Origin of the sequence: Microcoleus sp. T3_D1, from assembly GCF_036700405.1 — a bacterium.
Classification (GTDB): Bacteria; Cyanobacteriota; Cyanobacteriia; order Cyanobacteriales; family Microcoleaceae; genus Microcoleus.
In genome coordinates this window covers 136087-156573 of record NZ_JAUBOV010000002.1, presented here as the reverse complement: position 1 = coordinate 156573, position 20487 = coordinate 136087, and the positions used below count along the sequence as shown (strand labels likewise).

19 protein-coding genes are annotated in these 20487 nt (G+C 46.8%); 12 read left to right on the top strand and 7 right to left on the bottom strand.

Going from position 1 to position 20487, the window contains the following annotated elements:
- Positions 1 to 76: 76 nt before the first annotated feature.
- Entirely contained in the window at positions 77 to 970 is an 894-nt protein-coding gene (locus tag QT992_RS02480; RefSeq protein WP_333260707.1) for an EI24 domain-containing protein, read from the top strand.
- A gap of 3 nt (positions 971 to 973) precedes the next feature.
- On the opposite strand, the gene QT992_RS02475 is transcribed toward QT992_RS02480, so the two are convergent.
- A complete protein-coding gene (locus QT992_RS02475) occupies positions 974 to 1228 on the bottom strand; it encodes a hypothetical protein (RefSeq protein WP_333055693.1) in 255 nt (84 codons plus the stop codon).
- Positions 1229 to 1534: 306 nt separating this feature from the next.
- Here QT992_RS02475 and QT992_RS02470 point away from each other — a divergent pair, with 306 nt between their 5' ends.
- The 3 genes from QT992_RS02470 to QT992_RS02460 all read left to right on the top strand — a co-directional run bounded on the left by QT992_RS02470 (position 1535) and on the right by QT992_RS02460 (position 5135).
- Positions 1535 to 3040 (top strand): MBOAT family O-acyltransferase, encoded by a 1506-nt coding sequence (locus tag QT992_RS02470; protein ID WP_333376456.1) that lies wholly within the window; start codon positions 1535 to 1537, stop codon positions 3038 to 3040.
- A 10-nt stretch (positions 3041 to 3050) separates the two neighbouring features.
- Positions 3051 to 4007, top strand: coding sequence for a hypothetical protein (locus QT992_RS02465; protein ID WP_333313307.1), 957 nt, complete (start codon positions 3051 to 3053; stop codon positions 4005 to 4007).
- Positions 4008 to 4205: 198 nt separating this feature from the next.
- A complete protein-coding gene (locus QT992_RS02460) occupies positions 4206 to 5135 on the top strand; it encodes a serine/threonine-protein kinase (protein WP_333313306.1) in 930 nt (309 codons plus the stop codon).
- Here QT992_RS02460 and QT992_RS02455 read toward each other — a convergent pair.
- The 4 genes from QT992_RS02455 to QT992_RS02440 all read right to left on the bottom strand — a co-directional run bounded on the left by QT992_RS02455 (position 5129) and on the right by QT992_RS02440 (position 9031).
- Entirely contained in the window at positions 5129 to 5755 is a 627-nt protein-coding gene (locus QT992_RS02455) for a J domain-containing protein (RefSeq protein ID WP_333313305.1), read from the bottom strand. The two genes, QT992_RS02460 and QT992_RS02455, sit on opposite strands and share 7 nt — an antisense overlap.
- Positions 5756 to 5800: 45 nt before the next feature.
- A complete protein-coding gene (locus QT992_RS02450; RefSeq protein WP_333376453.1) occupies positions 5801 to 7315 on the bottom strand; it encodes a transposase in 1515 nt (504 codons plus the stop codon).
- A 301-nt stretch (positions 7316 to 7616) separates the two neighbouring features.
- Positions 7617 to 8210 carry an ATP-dependent Clp protease proteolytic subunit gene (locus tag QT992_RS02445; RefSeq protein WP_333044307.1) on the bottom strand — a complete coding sequence of 198 codons (594 nt, stop codon included), beginning with the start codon at positions 8208 to 8210 and terminating at the stop codon, positions 7617 to 7619.
- Between the two features lie 161 nt (positions 8211 to 8371).
- Positions 8372 to 9031, bottom strand: a complete 660-nt coding sequence (locus QT992_RS02440; RefSeq protein ID WP_006632447.1) for an ATP-dependent Clp protease proteolytic subunit — start codon at positions 9029 to 9031, stop codon at positions 8372 to 8374.
- 72 nt (positions 9032 to 9103) lie between these two features.
- Here QT992_RS02440 and QT992_RS02435 point away from each other — a divergent pair, with 72 nt between their 5' ends.
- The 4 genes from QT992_RS02435 to thrB all read left to right on the top strand — a co-directional run bounded on the left by QT992_RS02435 (position 9104) and on the right by thrB (position 12730).
- Positions 9104 to 10339, top strand: a complete 1236-nt coding sequence (locus QT992_RS02435; protein ID WP_333338025.1) for a VWA domain-containing protein — start codon at positions 9104 to 9106, stop codon at positions 10337 to 10339.
- A 222-nt stretch (positions 10340 to 10561) separates the two neighbouring features.
- Complete coding sequence (locus QT992_RS02430) at positions 10562 to 11128, top strand: Uma2 family endonuclease (RefSeq protein ID WP_333338079.1); 567 nt, start codon at positions 10562 to 10564, stop codon at positions 11126 to 11128.
- Positions 11129 to 11132: 4 nt separating this feature from the next.
- On the top strand, positions 11133 to 11609 hold the full coding sequence (locus QT992_RS02425; RefSeq protein ID WP_333313300.1) for a tetratricopeptide repeat protein: 477 nt from the start codon (positions 11133 to 11135) through the stop codon (positions 11607 to 11609).
- A gap of 89 nt (positions 11610 to 11698) precedes the next feature.
- Positions 11699 to 12730, top strand: a complete 1032-nt coding sequence (gene thrB, locus QT992_RS02420) for a homoserine kinase (protein WP_333338022.1) — start codon at positions 11699 to 11701, stop codon at positions 12728 to 12730.
- 313 nt (positions 12731 to 13043) lie between these two features.
- Here thrB and QT992_RS02415 read toward each other — a convergent pair whose 3' ends face one another.
- Positions 13044 to 14315, bottom strand: a complete 1272-nt coding sequence (locus QT992_RS02415; protein ID WP_333338019.1) for an ATP-binding protein — start codon at positions 14313 to 14315, stop codon at positions 13044 to 13046.
- A 614-nt stretch (positions 14316 to 14929) separates the two neighbouring features.
- Here QT992_RS02415 and QT992_RS02410 point away from each other — a divergent pair.
- The 3 genes from QT992_RS02410 to QT992_RS02400 are packed head-to-tail and all read left to right on the top strand — an operon-like array spanning position 14930 to position 18480.
- Entirely contained in the window at positions 14930 to 17623 is a 2694-nt protein-coding gene (locus QT992_RS02410) for an endonuclease MutS2 (protein WP_333338076.1), read from the top strand.
- Positions 17624 to 17626: 3 nt separating this feature from the next.
- Positions 17627 to 17857, top strand: a complete 231-nt coding sequence (locus QT992_RS02405) for a hypothetical protein (protein ID WP_333338016.1) — start codon at positions 17627 to 17629, stop codon at positions 17855 to 17857.
- Between the two features lie 17 nt (positions 17858 to 17874).
- Entirely contained in the window at positions 17875 to 18480 is a 606-nt protein-coding gene (locus QT992_RS02400) for a DUF3038 domain-containing protein (protein ID WP_333165329.1), read from the top strand.
- Between the two features lie 72 nt (positions 18481 to 18552).
- On the opposite strand, the gene QT992_RS02395 is transcribed toward QT992_RS02400, so the two are convergent.
- Entirely contained in the window at positions 18553 to 18717 is a 165-nt protein-coding gene (locus tag QT992_RS02395; protein WP_333338082.1) for a hypothetical protein, read from the bottom strand.
- Between QT992_RS02395 and QT992_RS02390 the strand changes: the two genes are divergently transcribed.
- Positions 18665 to 20260, top strand: coding sequence for a DUF4335 domain-containing protein (locus QT992_RS02390; RefSeq protein ID WP_333376451.1), 1596 nt, complete (start codon positions 18665 to 18667; stop codon positions 20258 to 20260). The two genes, QT992_RS02395 and QT992_RS02390, sit on opposite strands and share 53 nt — an antisense overlap.
- The last annotated feature ends 227 nt before the right edge of the window (positions 20261 to 20487 follow it).

Here is a 20487-nt window from a genome sequence, read left to right as displayed (position 1 = left end):
GCGATAAATCCTCATCAGTCATAATAATGGAAAATGGATGATAGAAAATAGAGTCGAGTCCTCAAAAGCAGAAAATATGTCAAAACAGTTAAATTCAAACCCCGCCCGCGCCGCCATTACCGCACCAATTGGACTCCTGGCAGGTTTCACCTATCCTTTGCGAGCTTTCACGCTGATTTTGCAAACTCCCAAGCTGTGGACTTATGTATTAGTTCCCGTGGTGCTAAATTTTATAATTGGTATTGGTCTTTATTTAAGCTTGCTATTTCCCAGTTTGGCTGGGATAGATGTTTTAGTTGCCGATTTGTCCGTCCGATTTAATGCTCTAATTGCGAGTTTTCCAGCTTGGCTGAGCTTTCTCGGTGTGTTAACAGTTGCTTTCGGCTGGCTGCTGCGCGTACTCCTAGTGTCAGGACTTTTGCTGATAATTGGATTTTTGTTAGTGCAGTTTGGCGTGATTTTAGGTTCGCCCTGGTACGGCAAACTTTCCGAACAATTGGAACTGCTGCGGAACGGTCAATTGCCCGCAGAAGCACCAATGAATTTGGCGAGTAGTTTTGGGGATATTCAAAGGGCGATCGCCTTTGAACTGCGAAAACTACAAATTTTGTTGAGCGTCGGTATACCCCTGCTGCTGCTAAATTTTATTCCTGGTGTCGGCTCTATTCTTAGCAGTTTTGGTGGCGTAGCTTTGGGCGCGACTATTGTCTGTTTGGACTTTTTAGATGCACCTTTGGAGAGGCGGAGGCGACCTTTTCAGGAGAAGTTGGAGATAATTTGGGCGAGTTTGCCGGCCAGCGGGAGTTTTGGTTTGGTTTGTTTGGGTTTGGTGAGCATTCCGCTGTTGAATTTGTTGGCAATTCCGCTGTGCGTGACGGCGGGAACTTTGTTTTTTTGCGATCGCATTTGGCCGGCCCGCTTTGCTCCCGAAGAAAGAAAGAGCGATCGAGAAACTAACATTACAACTTAAAAACTAGGGAGATGCTTCTTCCTTCGGCTGACTCTGGGAGTTAATCGCCAAAAACGGGCTTAAAAACAGCCAGCTAATGAAGAAAAAGGATGCTGTAAATAGCTGGACAATATCGATCGCCGACAAATATCCGTCAGATAATAGTGCAATACTTCTATCTGTCAGCCCGAATATCCAAGAGAGAATCCCAAACAGCCAAATGCCTTTTTGGAGCATGGGCAAAAATGCTGAAACTTCGGAGTTTTGCTGCTTGTTCATTAATTTAGCCCTTGTTTGCGAAAAGTCTGATTAACCGGGCACCCCAAGGGCTTAAGGATTTTTAGTGTCTCCTCGGATTCCCTTTGTTATCTATATGTTAAGAAATGTTTCCCGAAATGACAACGCGCCCTGGGAGGTATTTCCGCATCTATCTCAAGAGGTAGTCGCAGCGCTCATAAAGAGTGATATTTGCTACACTTTGGTAGGATGCGCGATCGCGATCGGGTTCTGGGCTAGTCTTGCCATTAGTCCCAGGCGGTTGATATAGTGGGTCACAGGCTACGTAAAAGAGCGAAATCACAAATTATGTTATTTAACAGTATTGAATTTTTAGTATTTTTTGCGATTGTTTTCGCCATATATTATTTCCCTCCGTTGCAAAAATTGCAGGTTCCCATCCTGATAATTGCCAGCTTTATTTTTTACAGTTGGAGCGCCCCCGCACTGTTGCTGATCCTGCTACTCTCCATTCTTATCAACGCTACAGTCAGCTTTCAAGTTGCCCGGATTTCTGGCAAGAAACAGCGATTTTTTTGGGCTTTATCGGGAGTCGTTCTCAATGTATTAATTTTGAGCTTGTTTAAATACGCTGGTTTGCTAACTAACTTTGTTACCGATGTTTTTAATATTGCTCGCTCCGAAGGCAGCATTGCTTATTTATTCTTAAAATTGCCTCTGCCTATCGGCATTTCTTTCTACACATTTGAAGGCATAAGTTTAATCGTAGACGTACTGACTCAAAAAAACAAAAGCGAAACCGAAGCAAACGCTTACGTCTCGCCCAACTTCACCCAACACCTGCTAAATACTTCATTTTTTATTAGCTTTTTCCCCAATTTACTGTCAGGCCCGATTTTAAAATCCAAGACTTTTTATCCCCAGATTGTTCCTAAATACTTTAAAGATATTCCTTGGAATTTCATTTTTCGCTCGCTCGTTGTTGGCTACTTCCTAAAAATGGTCATCGCCGACAACTTAAAAGACTATACCTTCTGGATCAGCTTTCCCTACTACCAAGGATTTGGAACTCTTACCAACCTGACACTGCTGTTTGGCTACTCAATACAAATTTTCGCCGATTTTGCCGGTTACTCCTTAATTGCGATCGGTTTTGCAGCCGCTTTGGGCTACAAAATTCCAGACAACTTCGACTTTCCCTACATCTCGCGTTCCCTCTCCGAATTCTGGAGAAGGTGGCACATTTCCCTCTCAACTTGGCTCAGAGATTATCTATACTTTCCCCTCGGCGGAAACCGCAAAGGAAAAATCCGAACTTATGTTAACTTAATGATAGTAATGACTTTAGGAGGATTATGGCATGGCGCTGCTTGGAGTTATGCAGTTTGGGGAATTTATCACGGATTAGGTTTAGCAGTAGAACGCTTTTTTGGGTTCGACAAATCCAAAAACAAATTGCCAGAACCAAATCAAGTAAAAACCAAACCCATCTGGCAGCAATTATTATTGGACAGCCTTAGCGTTTTAGGAATTTTCTCTTTTGTTTCCGTGGGATGGCTGCTTTTCAAACTGCCACGATTTGAAGAAGCGGTTGACTTCGCAGTTACTTTAGTTCGCAACTATAAAGTCAAGCCCGGTTGGAGTCACATTATTCCGACGCTAATTTTTTCGCTACCAGTAGTGATTTATCACATTCCCCATTTTCCCACTTGGCAAAATCGGATGAAACAGGATTCAAATAAAAACGGCCAAAAAGTCTGGAGCCTTTATCAAGATTTAGCTTTAGGAATTATGCTAGCAATGATATTCCTCAACAGTGGCAGCTCGAAACAATTTATTTATTTCCAATTCTAGAAGGTGTTCTATGTTTGTCAAATTCCCGTTGCGACCGATTTTGCGCCCGGTACTAATTTTTCTGTTTATAATGAGTTTTTATCAAGCGCTTGTCAGCGGCGGAGTTTTGCCTGCTTCCGACGGAGTTAGCCTGCTTCAAAATAATATTGTTAAAACTCAAAGGTATGTATATCAGGATAATTCCGATCTAAAAATGGTAATGGTAGGTAGTTCTCTAGCGGCCAACCTTAATGTTGAACACATTGGAGAGGGCGTAAAGAGCATAGCTTTGGGGGGAGGAGCGAGCCAAACAGGTTTAGAAATAGTTAAAAGAAGTAAAAGCAAGCCTCCTATTGTTTTGGTGGAAATTAACGATACTATTGTTCGGAAAATAGATCCAGAATTAATGGATTCTTTGTATCATCCTCTTTTTTATTGGTTACGCCAGTATCTACCGATGATGAGAGAGGAATACCGTCCGATTAGCATTTTTGTGGATTCTTTAAAAAGTCGCTCAAAGCAGAATCTAAAACTGATGACGCGAGAGACACTAGATAGATTAGAAGGTCGATATCTTACTCCCGACTTATCCCAAAAAGCTATCCAAACGGTAGTTGATATTCAAAGTCAACCTTTGTCTGAAAAAGATGCAGAAGCTATAAAAAAAGAAGCTGAGTTTATTAAAAGTCAAATCGCAGAAATCAAAAAAAATACCGGGGCTAAAGTAGTTTTATTTGACATACCGGTTGAGTCGCGAGTTGACGCTGCAATCAGGAGAAAACAAGTCCGAGAATTGGCTAAAAAGCTGTTTCCGTCCGATCGTTTTGAGTGGCTGCCGCCCCCAAAAGATCGAGAATGGCGTACCAATGACGGTGTTCACTTGATCCGCAGCGACGCTAGAGATTTTGCCGAGTTTTTGAGAGATAAATTGCTGGGTACGGTAGCGGCGGGAGCTCTTGACACCGCGCCTAGAAAAGAAAGCTTATAAACAGAGTACAAGCTCAAACTCAAACTTCAACGTGAACCGTACAAATGCGATCGTGCAGGTTCGACTTACTGGGTTTTATGCTAATTTATCAATCAAAGTGATACGACTTCCCCAAAAAAGAATGCAAAAGCAAGCTCTAAACCGATACAGCGTCAGTCATTTCCCATCTAAAATCTAAAATCTAAAATCTAAAATGGTATGATTTACTGCATCAATCCTCAATGCGAACAACGTGAAAATCCTGCTGCTGCTCAAAATTGTCAGGCTTGTGGCACGGATTTGTTAATTGGCGATCGCTATCGTATCCTTAAACCAGTGCGATCGCCCAATCCCGCACGCCCCACAGACATCTTTGAAGTCGAAGACTTGGGAACCGGGGAAAACGAATGGGGAACTGTCAAAATTTTAAAAGTCTTGAAACACACACACAATCCCGATTTAGTTCGCGTGTTCAAGCAAGAAGCGCGAGTTTTGATTTGGCTGGCCGGAAAGGGCTCAGTTCCCCAAGTCGAACCTGACGGTTATTTCCAAATTAAACTCCCCCATAACTTCCAGAAATTGTCTTGTTTGGTGATGGAAAAAATTTGCGGAGAAAACTTGGCAGAATTCTTAACTAAAAAACAGTACGTTTCTCAAAATCTCGCTCTTGATTGGCTGCAACAAATGAGCAATATTTTGCAGGAAATCCACAAATATCATGTAGTGCATCGGGATATTAAGCCATCCAACCTGATGGTTGAAGCCAATGGAAAATTGAGATTAATTGACTTCGGCGCCGCCACAGAAGCAGAGATAGAGACCGCACCCATAGGTTCTGCTGGATACGCCGCACCGGAACAAATTCTAGGTAAAGCAGGCGTGCGATCGGACTTTTTTGCCCTAGGGCGTACTTTTGTACATTTATTAACAGGCATAGAGCCGATCGACTTTCCCGTTAATGGAAAAACTGGTAAAATTAATTGGAGGAACCAGGCTGTAGATATTGACCCGTTACTCCTAGAGTCGATCGACAAATTGATGGAACCGCTACCGGAAAACCGACCTGAAAATACCCAAGTTATTTTAGAAAAATTAAAAATTCACGACGCAGACCCCCTGCAAAAGGGGGACGCAACATCGCTTCAATAAATCTGTTCCAACCTGCGAAAATCCCGCTCAACTTCCGCCCACAAAGCCCGATTGTGAGGGTCAGTTTTCACAGCCTTTTTCAAATAAATTCTCGCCTTATCAACCTGCTTTTCTCCGATCAAATGTCGTCCCCAGCGCTGATAGGCGATCGCCTGCCACTGACGCACCTCCAAATCTTCGGGAACCCGCTGGGCCAAACCCTCAATCAAGGCGATCGCCCGCGGGAACCTCTGATATTTCAGCAACTGCTGCAACTCAAAATAAGCATCTTGCTTTAACTTTTGTTCTACCGCCGACAGATCCGCATGAGATTGAACCGCGGCCTCTTTTCGAGTCACTTTAACTGCCTGCGGTTGAGCTTTCACCCCCCGATCCGGCGGTGTCGAAGTAGGGGGCACAGTTGAATTGGCAACTTTCGACTCCGCAACATCGGGGGGGGCAATTTTCACCAGGAACTTATAAGCCTCCGTAATAGCAATAAACTTATTTTTAGCCTGTTCGTTTCCCGGATTCACATCGGGGTGATACTGTCTCGCTAACTTCCGATAAGAGGCCTTAACTTGCGATAAACTCGCGCCAGACCTCAGTCCTAACTGTCGGTAATAATCTGCAATATCCATCTAGCATGAATGAGCGTTGATAATACCAGTGAACAAACCTGACGGTCAACGGAGTATCGTTAGACTGCAGGCTTCTTTTTCCCTGTTTGCAAGGGCTTTTTTGAGTGACGTAGAACCACCGCCACTTTCGTAATTCAAGCCAATCTTTTTGATAAGCTTGGCTGAATTTTCATCTCTCTCGAGTTCCTCGCCACACTGACAAGAATGCCATCGCTCAGACAATTCTTTAGGCACTTTGTTGAGACAGTTCCAACAATGTTGAGAAGTGCCTTTCGGGTCAACGAATACAACGCTTTTACCTAGTTTACCAGCGACATATTTGATAACAGTAGCAAACTGACCATGAGCAGCATCAAGCATTGATTTGTTTAAGCCACTCTTAGCCGCTTGACCGTTGGGCAAGTAGACCAGATTGCCGTCCTCAATATCAGTCTTAACTTGGGCGCGTCTAGTTAGATTCTTGAGACTCAAGTCTTCCAAAACTAAAACATCACACTTATTGAATAATTTATGTGCAGTCTTGAATTGAAAATCTAATCTTGTTCTAGCTACAAATTGATGAAGTTTGGAAATTTTGTCTTTGATAATTTTCCAAGACTTAGATCCTTTAACTCTTTTAGCTAACCTCGCTTGAAGTTTGGCCAACTTCTCAGAAGACCTTCTCAAAAATCTAGGATTTTCGACTCGTTCGCCATTGGACAAATAGAGATAATTCGTAATTCCCAAATCAATACCGAGACAGTTTTCGGCAGTCGGTTGAATTTCTGCAACCGTTACTGGCACTGTTTTATCTTCTAGCGTTAGGGAAATATACCATCCGTCTGCTTCTCTGATAACCGTTCCCGTCTTAACCTTGAATCCTTTCGGTATTGGTCTGTGGAATGCCATCGGCACTTGACCTATTTTCGCTAGGTCAATACAAATCCTGCTTTGCTCATCTTTGATAATATTCAAATTGTCAAGTTGAGGATAAGTAAACGATTTGTAATAATGAAAACCTTTAAATCTAGGCTTCCCCCTACGGCGGCCATTCTTGTCAAGTATCGTAAAGTTTGAGAAAGAAGTTTCTACCCTGTTGACTACATCCTGTAAGACTTGGGCATCCAACTTTTTGTAATCAGGAAATAGTTTCTTGGTGTTTTTCAAGTCAGCTAACTGTACGGTTTGCCACTGTACATAACCACCATCAATATTTGAGAAAATATCACCCTTTCTTGTTATGGGATTGCCTGCTTCATCTTTTTTCCTGCCATCTCTGGTTTGCACTCTAGTCAGAGGAATATTCTTGTAGATTTCCTCTACTGAGACTATAGAAGCATTCAAAGGACAAGTATTGATGGGTGTTCTGGTAGCTTCCCACCATTTGAATCTCTCGCTCAAACGGTAATTATACTGTCGCCTGCAGAGTTCCAGGTGAGTCGATATCGTCACTGCTTGGGGACGAGTGGGTTTCAGTTTGTACTTGTAGGTTAGCTGCAATGATATCTTCCTTTTTTCGACCTTCCTCAAATATAATGTGTGAATGCTAAAAGCGCAAGACTTGTTAGTAGAAAATCGCATCTTGTAGTGGTGCTACTGTTTCAATGCTTAGAATATACATTGAGAATCAGGATGCTCCCAAAGTATAATGGACTCGCTCCGTACCTCCGACCGCCGCGCCTTTCATCCTCTTGCTGAATTTATTCGGGGTACTGCGATCGCCCGGACGCCTCCAAGATATCTCCGCCTTATACACGCCTTGGACTTCCCGGCTGTTAAGTTAAATATGGCAGAATCCTTAAATGTAAAGATTCTGCCAAAATTTACTGCGAACTAGGTTGTAGTGCGAGGGTTGCCCGCACTACGGTAGCGCAAAAATAACTTACGGACGATCTTCGATCACTCTGTCAATCAAGCCGTATTCTCTGGCTTCCTCAGCGGACATGAAATAGTCGCGATCCATGTCCTTCTCGATTTTCTCGATCGGCTTGCCAGTATTCTTAGCATAGATATTATTGAGTTCGTGGCGCAGCCGCAGAATCTCTTTCGCCTCAATCTGAATATCCGTTGCTTGTCCCCGCGTGCCCCCAGAAGGCTGGTGAATCATGATTCGCGAGTGAGGCAAAGCTAACCGTTTTCCTTTCGCACCGGCAGCTAACAGGAAAGAACCCATCGAAGCAGCCAAGCCCACACAAATCGTCACCACGTCCGATTTAATGTGCTGCATGGTATCAAAAATAGCCATGCCTGCCGACACCATTCCGCCTGGGGAATTGATGTACAAAATAATATCCTTACCTGAATCTTCCGAATCGAGGTAGAGCATCACAGCGATGATTTGATTGGCAATTTCATCGTCAACGTCCCTGCCCAAGAAAATAATCCGTTCCCGGTAGAGGCGATCGTAGATATTAATCCACTGAGTATCATAACCACCCGGCATTTTGTAGGGAACTTTGGGCACACCTATAGGCATAATTCGGAACTCCGTTTAGTTGGTAATTGGCGATCGGGCAATTGGTTATGGTTTATTAGTTATTTGTTACTTGTTATTTCCGGTTTTTGAGTTTTTGGTTATAATGACCCCTAAACCCTAACCAATAACTAATAACTAATAACTAATACCCCCTAACCGAATTAGATGACTCCTGCAGGCAGCGGTTTCGGCAATTCTTCCGAACTTTCAAGAACGCGATCGATCAAACCGTATTCTTTAGCTTCCTGGGGCGTCAGGTACAGCAACCGATCCATATCTTTAGTAATCTTTTCGATTGGTTGGCCTGTACAGCTTGCAAAAATCTCAAGCATCGTTGCTTTATTTGCCAGCACTTCCTTAGCCCGAATTTGAATGTCGCTTGCTTGACCCCGCGTGTAAGCCTTGGGTTGGTGCAACACAATAGAAGCGTGGGGCAAACTCGCTCGAAAGCCTTTTGTACCAGCCGCTAACAGCATCGCAGACATCCCCATTGCCGAGCCGAGGCAAATAGTGTGCACAGGCGGCTTAATGTACCTGATCGTATCGCAGATAGCGAAGGCTTCTGTTTCAAAGCCGACGGGTTCGCCACTGTAACCAGAAGTGCCGGTCGAGTTGATGTAGATTTTGATCGGCTTATCCGGGTCTTCGTACTGCAAGAACAACAGTTCAGCGATAATCAGTTCTGTTACCGCAGGCACCAGAGGCATCCCCAGATAAACGATCCGCTCCTTCAGCAACAGGGATGGCAAATCTGGAGGTGGCGTCCGAGAGTTCCCTTCCCCGTAGTATGGCGATTGCACAGCTTTAATTGGTGTGTTCATATAACCGAAATGTTGCCTGAACTGATGGAGCTATTCTTAAAGAAATACTAACGCAATCTTTAGGTATCCCGCATGAAAGTTAGTTTGCTCCCGGTTTTAAACGACCCTAACCTTGACGCTGCTGCGCCCTCGACCCAGCGCCAGCTAGCGATTTCAGTATCTGCGATGGCAAGCTCGATCGACTCCAGCGTACCCTTAAACCTGTGCCTGATTCTCGACCACAGCGGTTCGATGGGCGGACGCCCCTTGGAAACCGTCAAACAAGCCGCCGGACGCTTGCTAGACAGGTTGAAGCCTGGGGATCGCTTTTGCGCGGTGGCTTTCGACCACAAAGCCAAAGTCCTCGTCCCCAATCAAATTGTGGGAGACCCCAGTAGCATTAAACGGCAAATTGAGCAATTGCGATCGGCCGGCGGCACAGCAATTGATGAGGGCATTAAGTTAGGTATTGAAGAGTTGGGCAAAGGTAAAAAAGAAGCTATATCTCAGGCATTTCTGCTGACTGACGGCGAAAACGAACACGGCGACGACAGCCGGTGTTTGAAGTTGGCTAAATTGGCGGCCGACTACAACATGACTTTAAATTCTCTGGGATTTGGCGATAACTGGAACCAGGATATTCTGGAAAAGATTGCTGATGCAGGCGGCGGTGCTCTGGCTCACATTCAGCGTCCTGAAGATGCGGTTGACGAGTTTGGCAAACTGTTTAGCCGCGTCCAAGGTGTAGGTTTGACTAATGCTTATTTGCTATTTTCCCTAATGCCAAAAGTGCGGTTAGCCGAACTCAAACCGATCGCCCAAGTTGCCCCGGATACGATCGAATTACCGGTACAGCAAGAGGGCGATCGCTTTATGGTGCGCCTGGGAGATTTAATGAAGGATATAGAGCGAGTAGTTTTGGCTAATATTTATATTGGACAGTTGCCCGAAGGTACACAGGCGATCGGGCAATTGCAAATTCGCTACGACGATCCGAGTGTCGGCCAAGGTTTGCTTTCCGATCCTGTTGCACTTTCCGCTAATGTCGTGAAAGTTTATCAGCCGGCACTTAACCCAATGGTGCAGCAGCACATTTTAGCTTTGGCTAAATACCGCCAAACTCAACTGGCCGAAACTAGATTGCAACAGGGCGATCGAGCCGGCGCGGCGACAATGCTGCAAACTGCAGCTAAAACTGCTCTGCAAATGGGCGATAAAAGTGCCGCAACTGTGCTGCAAACTTCTGCTACTCGTTTGCAGTCTGGCGAACAATTGAGTGAAGCCGATCGCAAGAAAACTCGGATTGCTTCTAAAACTATTTTGAAGTAATCGCGCGATTTGAAATTTTCAATAATTTTAAATTGGGCGATCGGACAATTTGGCGATGCGAAATCGCCCCTACAAAAACGAAACCCGCGCCCAGGCGGGTTTCAATATTCTGAGTCTCGCCTGCAAAAAGCGAGAGTCAGTGTAGCCCGATTGTGTCAAGCCGTGGAGCGACAAGAAGCTCGATCGTTTAGAATGTTTGTATCACCTATCAAGACTGCTTGTATGAGCCAGACAATATCTGATAAAGTACGCTGGACTACCGCCGATTTAGAACTATTGCCCGATAACGGCGATCGTTACGAAATTATTGATGGGGAGCTATTGATGACATGGGCGGCACACTGGAATCATCAAGAAGTTTGTGCTAATATCTGCATGGAGTTAAAAACTTGGTCACTAAAAACAGGATTAGGAGAATCAGTAATTAGTCCAGGGGTTATTTTTACCGATGTAGATTGTGTTATTCCTGATGTGGTTTGGATTAGCAACCAACGCTTGGCTATCTTGCTAGACGAAGCAGGCCATTTAACCGCCGCACCCGAGTTAATTGTTGAAGTATTATCCCCCGGTGCAGACAATGAAAGACGGGATAGAGATTTGAAACTCAGACTCTATTCGGTACGAGGAGTGCAGGAATACTGGATTGTGAATTGGCGGTTGCAGCAAATAGAAGTTTATCGCAGGGAACAAGCAAGTTTAAGGCTCATTGCTACGCTGTTGAACGCTGATGAATTGACCTCGCCTTTGTTACCTGGTTTTAGTTGCTCTGTCGCTCGAATTTTTGCTTAGATTTATGAAACACTTTTACCCGGCGATCGGCATTTTAGGATTTGTTACCGTTTTGGGTGGCATATCCCCTGCCATTCCAGCAGAGTCAGCGCCAATACTCATCGTTCAAAATCCTGCTGAAGATTTATTCAATAGTGCTTTAGCCAAATCAGAGGCGGGAGACATTCAAGGGGCGATAGCCGATTACACCGAAGCTATTCGCCTCAACCCCAACTACGCCAAAGCCCACAACAAACGCGGCATCATCCACGGCCGCAATCTCAAAGATTATCCAGCAGCAAAAGCAGATTTCGATCGCGCAATTGAAATTAACCCCAACTACGGCGACGCCTACTACAACCGCGCCAGAGTCCGCGAGTTCTTAGAAGACAAAGACGGGGCGATCGCAGATTATCAGAAAGCAGCGGAAATTTATCAAAAAGACGGCAATACCAACGATTATCAAGATGCCATACAGCATCTTCAAATGCTGCAAGAATAAATGGCTTTTGAAAACATAGTATAATACCTGCGATCTGCGTTCATCCGCATTCATCGGCGGTTAAACATTCCAAATTAACTATTCAAAAAATGCCCGAAACTTCCACCGTTACCGTTACTGTACCCGCTACAACCGCCAATTTAGGCCCCGGCTTTGACTGCATCGGCGCCGCTTTAAGCCTCTACAACCGCTTCCAATTCTCCCGACTCGAACCCTCAGCAACAGAGAAACTAAAAATTACCGTTACAGGCAAAGAAGCCGCCAAAGTCAAGACAGATGACAGCAATCTCGCTTATCTAGCCTTTGTCAAGTTATACGATCGCCTGAACCAATCGCCGCCCTCTGTAGCCATACATATAGATATGCAAGTGCCGCTGGCTAGAGGTTTAGGAAGTTCCGCCACAGCTATTATCGGTGGGTTAGTCGGTGCAAATGAATTAGCCGGAAAGCCTTTGAGTCAGGTGGAAGTGATGCAATTGGCGATCGAACTTGAGGGACATCCCGACAACGTTGTCCCCGCTTTATTGGGAGGATGTCGCCTCGCTGCTAGCAATGCACCCCCCCAACCCCCCCTTAGTAAGGGGGGGCTAAGAGAACAACTTCCCCTTACCGAACCGGGGCTAACAGAATCACCCCCCCTTAGCAAGGGGGGGCAGGGGGGGGGTTCTTGGGAAATTTGCGATATTCCCTGGCATCCGAATGTTGTGCCGGTGGTAGCCATCCCCGATTTTGAACTTTCTACAGCCGAAGCCCGCAAAGTTTTGCCTGCAGATTACAGCAAGGCTGATGCGATTTTTAATGCTGCACACCTCGGTTTGCTGGTGCGGGCTTTGGAAACTGGCAATGAAAACTGGCTGCGCTGCGCCCTCCAAGACAAAATTCACCAGCCTTACCGGCAATCTCTGATTCGGGGATATGAAGCGGTGCAACAAGCTGCCCTGAATGCAGGGGCTTGTGGGATGGTAATTAGCGGTGCGGGGCCGACGCTTTTGGCTTTAACGGATGTTACTAATGCTGATGCGGTTGAGAAAGCGATGGCGGCTGCTTGGGGGGAATTTGGGGTAAAGGCTGAGGTGCGTGCGATCGGCCTCGATACTCAAGGCGCGCAAGTCTCCCTTTAATTATTCCACTCCTAGACACACAAGATCTACATAACCGTGTTTTGTAGGGGCAATCCCCCGTGGTTGCCCCTATCCATAGGATTGTTGCGTAAGTCCACCAACGCCTGTTTTATTACCGGATTAAAAATTGTTTTCGGCGACTATTCAAATCTCTTGAATATTAACTAAAGTCTCTTTTTGATAACTTCTGCCCTTCCATCTATAAAATTTTATATTAAAAAAATGCAGTCATTGTAGGGGCGGATTCACCATAATCTCAGGCTACAACCAACAATCTCAAAAATCCGCCCCCACCCACGGTAAATACTGTTAATTAACTGTGACGCAGCGGAAGCTCTATCTGAATTTTAGTGCCTTTACCCGGTTCGGAAAAACACTTGAACTCTCCTTTGTGCTGCTCTACAATTATCCGATAGCTGAGAGCAAGTCCCGATGATATGGGTGGTTCCGCAGGTTTTGCTCCCAAAAATGGATCGGAAATTTGGGCTGTGATATCTTTGCTATGTGCGATGTCGTTATCAGCAATCTCAATCGAAATTCGCTGAGCATCGACTACCTGAGTGGTAATCAAAATCACGGGCTTAAATTTGATTGATTCCAACTCCTCTAACTCTTGAGCCGACTCTTCCAAAGCATCGATCGCGTGATTGATGATATTCAGAAAAGCTTGATTGAGCAGACCTGCATAACACTCAATCTGTGGCAAATTGCCGAATTGTTTCATCACCTTGATGTCTCGCCTTCCCTCGCGAGCCGGCAAGCGGTGCTGCAACAACAACAGAGTATTTTCTAAACCGTCGGAAACATCAAATAACTGCCAGCCCGATCGATCGCTGCGGGAAAAATCCTGTAGCGACAAAATTATTTGGCGGATGCGATCGCTCCCGGTACGCATGGAACTCACAATTTTCAATGAATCGTCGAGTACGAATTCCACATCCATATCTTGCTGCTTTTGCAGAATTTCCGCTCCGGGATTGACTAGCTCTTTTTGATACAATCGCAGCAGTTCAATTAAATCGGTTGCGTAGCTTTGGACGTGAGTTAGATTGCTGTAAATAAAAGTAATTGGGTTGTTAATTTCGTGGGCGATCCCAGACACTAATTCGCCCAAACTAGACATTTTTTCAGTTTGCAGCATTCGATCGCGCGACAGATCCAATTCTTGCTGGGTTAACTCCAACCGCCCCCTCAACTCGTGCGATTTCTTAGACGCGCGCACCCGCGCCAATAATTCCTGCTTAACTATCGGTTTAAACAGAAAATCGTCAAAGGGCGCATCCAATTCTTGAACTTCATCAAATTGCTCCGGTGTTGTCAGCAGAATAAAATAGGCTGCCGCCAATTCTCGTGAAGCGAAGCTATCCCGTAGGGAATCGGCTTTCACCAGCCGGCACACCTCCAAAAAGTTGATTTGAGGTGAAGTCCCGTCGCAAATTATCGCATCGGGGGACAATTCCTTCGCCAAGTCTAAACCCTCTTGGTCGTCGGTAACGACTCTCACCTGATGTCCCTCTTGGCTGAGTAACTCTTGGACAACTTGAAAAGTCACAGTATCCGCGACGATCGCCAGAATCTTTGCCATACTTCTATCATCTCCACAAATTACTTTTTAGGATACAACCGCCAGAAGTGCGCTGACAGATTTAAAATTCCAAAATAGTTCAATTACATCAAAAAACAGCCCATACCCGCTCCCTCAAAACCAAAAATAGCTTATACCATTTTAGATTTTATATTTTAGAGTAAAAAATTGGTAATGACCGAAAACATCCAGGATACCCGCCACGTGATTCATCCGTAGAGAAATTAGAAACGTGTATCCGAGAAACTTGCCCCCCGAATTTATCTCGCGCAAGTCAATGCTTCAATTCTTTAATCTAAAATCTAAAATCTAAAATCTAAAATCGATTGACTTACTGTATAATAGTTGGGAGCTTGCCTAAAGTTGCATATTTTTTGGGAAATGGTATCACGAGAAGGTATAATTTTAGACGGGTAATGCAAAAATGCCAATTTTCTCCTTCGTAATAATGTTACATCAGAGCTTTCGGCAGAAAGACTGCGGAGGGCGATCGCAGATACTTTCTCAAATTGCGCCAGGAAACAATAAAAAACTTTAAAATTAATTAATAGTATCGTTAAATTCACCTTCTCGGTCAGCGCCTGGGAATGCCAATTACCAACACCACCTCAACTTTGATTCAAGCCGAAACACTAGAACTATTAGAATGGCCGCGCCTGTGTCAGCACTTGGCTACCTTCGCGGCCACCAAACTCGGCGTCGCCGCCGCCCTTGACCTCGCAATCCCGGCAACTCAAGCTCAAACAGCCGAACTCCTCGCCCAAACTCAGGAAACTTATCAGTTAGAGAGCCGCGCTGGCGGTGCTTTGAGTTTTGAAGGAATCCAAGACATCGGCACTTCCCTGCAGCGAGCCGAACTCCAAGGTTTGCTCAGCGGCGAAGAATTGCTGGCAATTGCTACTACCCTCGCCGGAGCAAGGCAATTGCGCCGGATAATTGACTCTCAGGCAGATGTCCCGACGCTCAAAGAACTGGCAGCCCAATTGCGGACTTATCCCGAACTAGAGCAAGAAATCCATCGCTGTATAGACGATCGCGCTCAAGTAGCAGACAGAGCCACTCCTAAATTAGCAGGAATTAGAGTCCAAATGCGACAGTTGCGCGATCGCATTTATCAAATATTGCAGGGGATTTTGCAGCGCCAATCCAACGCCGTACAAGAACAGCTAATTACCCAAAGAAGCGGACGCTTTGTCATTCCCGTCAAAGCTCCCCAAAAAGATGCCATACCGGGCATCGTTCATGACTCCTCGGCCAGCGGCGCGACTCTTTACGTAGAGCCCCACAGCACAGTCAATCTTAACAACCAAATGCGGCAGTTGCTCCGGCAAGAACAAGCCGAAGAAGAAGCAGTCCGCCGCGCCCTCACGGAGCAAGTCGCAGCAGTAAAACCCGATTTAGACAGATTGGTGGTTGTAGTTACAACTTTAGATTTAGCGGCCGCTAAAGCGCGTTATAGTTATTGGTTGCAAGCAAATCCGCCGAAATTTATCGAATTGGGAGAGCCAGAATTAGCACCAAAAAATCCCGAAACAGAAGATGAGGAAAAAGAAGATGAGGAAAACTCAGAAAACAGTCAATTATTAATTCGCAACCTGCGATCGCAAATTACCCTGCGCCAGTTGCGCCATCCGTTATTAGTTTGGCAGCAACAGCACGAGCAAGGCTTTCCAGTCGTGCCGGTCGATTTAACGATCGGGCCGCACATCCGCGTCGTCGCCATCACAGGCCCCAACACAGGCGGCAAAACTGTCACCCTCAAAACCTTGGGCTTGGCAGCTTTAATGGCGAAAGCAGGAATGTTTGTTGCTGCCCGCGAACCCGTAGAATTGCCTTGGTTCGACAATATTTTGGCCGATATTGGTGACGAACAATCTTTGCAGCAAAGTTTGTCTACTTTCTCCGGCCATATCCGCCGCATCAGCCGCATTTTAGAAGTTTTACAAAATAAATCGCAGGCTGAAGGGGAAGAAAATTCAAACCTTCCAATTACTAATTTCCAACAGCAAGACGAAGAAGTCACAGATACACAGAACACTATTTCTGCTCTCCCAATCCTCAAACCTAAATTACAAATTCCCCAACCCCAAATCCCAATTACCCCTTCCCAATTACCAATTCCCAAATCTTTAGTTTTGTTAGACGAAGTAGGAGCGGGTACAGACCCCTCAGAAGGCAGTGCATTGGCGATCGCCCTGTTGCAATACCTCGCCCAACATTCCCTATTAACAGTTGCAACTACCCACTTTGGCGAACTCAAAGCCCTCAAATATCAAGACTCCCGCTTTGAAAATGCCTCAGTAGAATTTGACGACAATTCCATGCAGCCAACCTATCGCTTGCTGTGGGGAATTCCCGGACGTTCCAACGCCCTCACCATTGCCAAAAGACTCGGTTTGCTAGCATCCATAGTCGAAGAAGCTCAAACCTATGTCGGGGGAGCCTCTCAAGATGTCAATCAAGTGATTGCCGGCCTCGAAGCACAGCGCCGGAAACAGGAAACTAAGGCCAGAGAAGCAACTCAACTGCTACACCAAACCGAAAAATTGCACAGAGAAGTTTCTCAAAAAGCAGCCGCTTTGCAAGAGCGGGAGCGAGAACTAAAAATAGCTCAGGAAGTGGCAGTAAATGAGGCGATAGGGTCGGCAAAATCAGAAATTGCTCAAATCATTCGTCGCTTGCAGTCGGGCAACCAGACGGCTCAAAATGCCCAACAAGCGACAGAAACCTTAAATCAAATTTCCCAAAAACACCTGCCCTCTCGACAGCAACCGGCTAAACCCAAACCGAGTTTTATGCCGAAAGTGGGCGATCGCATCCGCATTCCCAGCTTGGGTCAAACCGCCGAAGTGCTCAGCGGCCCCGACGCTAACGAAGAGTTGAGCGTTCGGTTTGGGATTATGAAAATGACTGTCAAACTAGGAGAAATTGAATCCCTCGACGGTCAAAAACCGGAAACTAAAGCTCAATTAGCCAAGGTTGCAGCCCAAGCACAAGCACTCGCTACGGCGAAAGCTAAGCAAGCAGCGGCGGAAGCTCCAAAACCCAATCCCGAAATTGCTATTCGCACTGCTAATAATTCGATCGACCTACGGGGTGCGAGAGTCTCAGACGCAGAAATCGAAATAGACAGAGCTCTTTCCAAAGCCGTGGAATACGGAGTGCTGTGGATAATTCATGGCAAAGGTACGGGACAGTTGCGGCGCGGCGTTCACGAGTTCCTCGCGAATCACCCGCAGGTTTCCCGCTTTGAGTTGGCTAGTCAAAAAGAAGGGGGTGGAGGTGTGACGATCGCTTATTTACATTGATTTGTGGCAGCCGGTGGCGTAGGATGGTTAGGGGTAAAAATATCTGGGTTTTGCGGATTGCGATCGATCGAACTTGAAACCGCAACTTTTAACCCGCAACTCCGTCCAGCAGTTAGGATTGCCGGAATCAAAGCAACGAGCTATGGAGACAAATTAACAGATGTGCTGTTGCCCACAGGCCGCAAAGCTTTCATCACTGCATACTGTTTGATATCCTGCCTCAACCTGTCTTAATTTCCCGTGCTGAAGCCATGCGCTCGACCGTAAAGCCCTCCGCTCCCACAAACGAAACGGGCCAATCTCCCAACTGGGAAGAATTGACCCAAAAAGCACCAGAACCTACCCAGTTGGACAACATTAAAGCCCAACTGGATTTGGTGCTGTTAGCCCTAGAAGCACTGGCAGAAATTGGCTCAGAGGCGATGCTCAAGGTAGCAGCCGAACTGAATTTAGAGCCAATGGTAGCCGATCGGGTAGCTTTGTGGCGGCTGCGCCAATCTAACCCGCTGCGGAAAGGCCACGGAGGGCGCAAAAAACTCGATGTGGAGGAAGCTCGATCGCTCGTTTTGATAAGCTGTCATTTGGCAAAACAGCACCAAGCTTTAATCCGCCGCGCTGTTGCTTTGCTCGAACAAATGGCAGAGCAAAACCGCGAACCTCACACAATCGCTTTGTTGGGAGATTATATTGACAGGTTCAGCAACACTTATGGCTCGCGCATGGAAGATGCAGAAAATTTATCGGCCCGAGAGTTGACTGATTTGGCCCTCAAACTCCTGATCGATTTGCTGTTTTACAGCAGTCCCGGCGGCCACCGCCGCCTCTGGCTGGCACTTCTAGATCGCGCTAAGAATTAAGCTAAGCATAATGGGAACGAGAATCACAAACATCGGGAACAGGCAAGATGCCTGTTCCACCAGAAAATTTATTTATTGTGGAACAGGCATCTTGCCTGTTGCTAAAACAGCTTGTTGAGAATGCTGCCAAATATCAGATAAAACATAGTTATTCCCTCTTCCTTCTTCCTTCTTCCTTCCTGCTATGGTTCTCAAACGGTACACGCCCCCCACTTGCACGCTGGAAATTACAGCCAAAAGTTCGCCTCTATCTCGGTGGGCGGGCCAACCAGTGTTTAAATCTTTAAGTTTTGAGCTGCGACTCGACGACCCCAGGCTGCCAGATACCGAACACGTTACTCTCAGGGGCGATCGAATTCAACTCGAAACCCTCCACGAAGCTGTTAGCAACTACGTCCAAAACTTGCTCGGCGAATCCCGCGATTGGGAAAGCAACCTCAACTCTCAAACCGATCGTACCGCAGCAGGCCCAGACTCGCCAGAAGTCGGCCGTAATGCCGTTATATTCGATCGAGCCGTCAACACTTCCGAACTAGCAACCTGGGCCCCGAACACTGCCTACCTTCCGGTTCCCCCCCGCTTAGAGTCCCGCGGCTTGCTCGCCCACAACTTGTTTTTAGGCTCTTTGAGCGCTGCAGAATCCGGGCCAGTAGTTCCCTTGAGCACCCTGCAACTGTTTGACTTGGCCACCGCACTAGATGACTGCGCCGCCGAAGTGATGGCGCTTCCCAACCTCAACAGCGAACCCCGACGGCCACTGTCCTCACCCTGGCTCAAGGTGGCAGCAATGCTGGTCGCCAGCGCCGGTCTGACGACAGGAATTCTCAAAATGCTCGATCGAACCGCCACCTCCCCGCAAACCGCCACAGCCCCCGCCACAGCCCCCGCCAATCCACAATTGAACACCGCTCCAGGAAACCCCCAGCTAGCTGCCGGCGTTTCCCCCAGTCCAGTTCCCGCCCTACCCACACCCCCAGCACCAACACCCGCAGCCACACCCGGTTTACCGCCCCTGCCGCCCCCGCCCATCAACACCGCCGCCTCTCCCAGCCCCAGCTTGCCCCCCATCGCCCTCGCGCCAACTCCCCCCACCAACAGACCCAGCCCCATCCAGCAGCCACCCCTGCTATTTCCCGCCAACGGCAGCGCAGCCAGCGCCCCACAGAGCGCCCCAGCTTTCCCTCAAGGGCAAACAATCACTATTCCCGCCCCCGAAGAACCCTCCATTTCCGCCCCCCAAGCACCCGCACCAGTACCCTACGTGCTGCCCCCACTACCGCCTAGACTGGCTCCCGCCGTACCGCCCCCCCTGCCTCCATCCCTGTCTGCTTCCCGATTTCCCGTTCCCCCGCCGCAACCCTTCCCCCGCCCCATCGAGCCGATTGTCCCCCCCGCCAGTACCGAACTCCCAGCCCTTGAGGATGCTCAACCGCCTGCGGAGTCTGAGGACAACAACCAGGTGGCGGCTAGCAAAAAAAACCACACTTTATTTGATACAATTCCTCAAGTTTCAGAAGCTAGAACTTACTTTGAGGAACGCTGGAAGCCTCCTGAAGGAATGGAACAAACTTTGGAATACAGCGTGCTGATCGATGAAAATGGGTCAGTTGAAAGTATTGTGCCGATGGGAAAAGCAGCAGCAGATTATATCGAGCAAATTAATATGCCATTAGCCGGCGAGCCGTTTGTTTCTGCCGTTTCCAATGGAAAAAACCCGAAAATTCGAGTTGTTTTGAGACCGAACGGTCGAGTACAAACCTTTTTGGAAGAGAGTGATTAAACGCTATCAAACACATTGCCGAGATGGGAAATCCCGGTTAATTGCTAATCTTAAACAAGTTCAAAAACCATCAATTTTTAACGGCGACAGCAGCAGCCAGCCTATTGACATTTGCTCCAGTTTGTGCTACCCATATCTCTTGACCCGTGCGGGCAGAGTCACCAGTAAAAAAAGTTGCTGACACTCGTCAACCGATGTGCATTGCACACCCTACAAACTTCCTTATT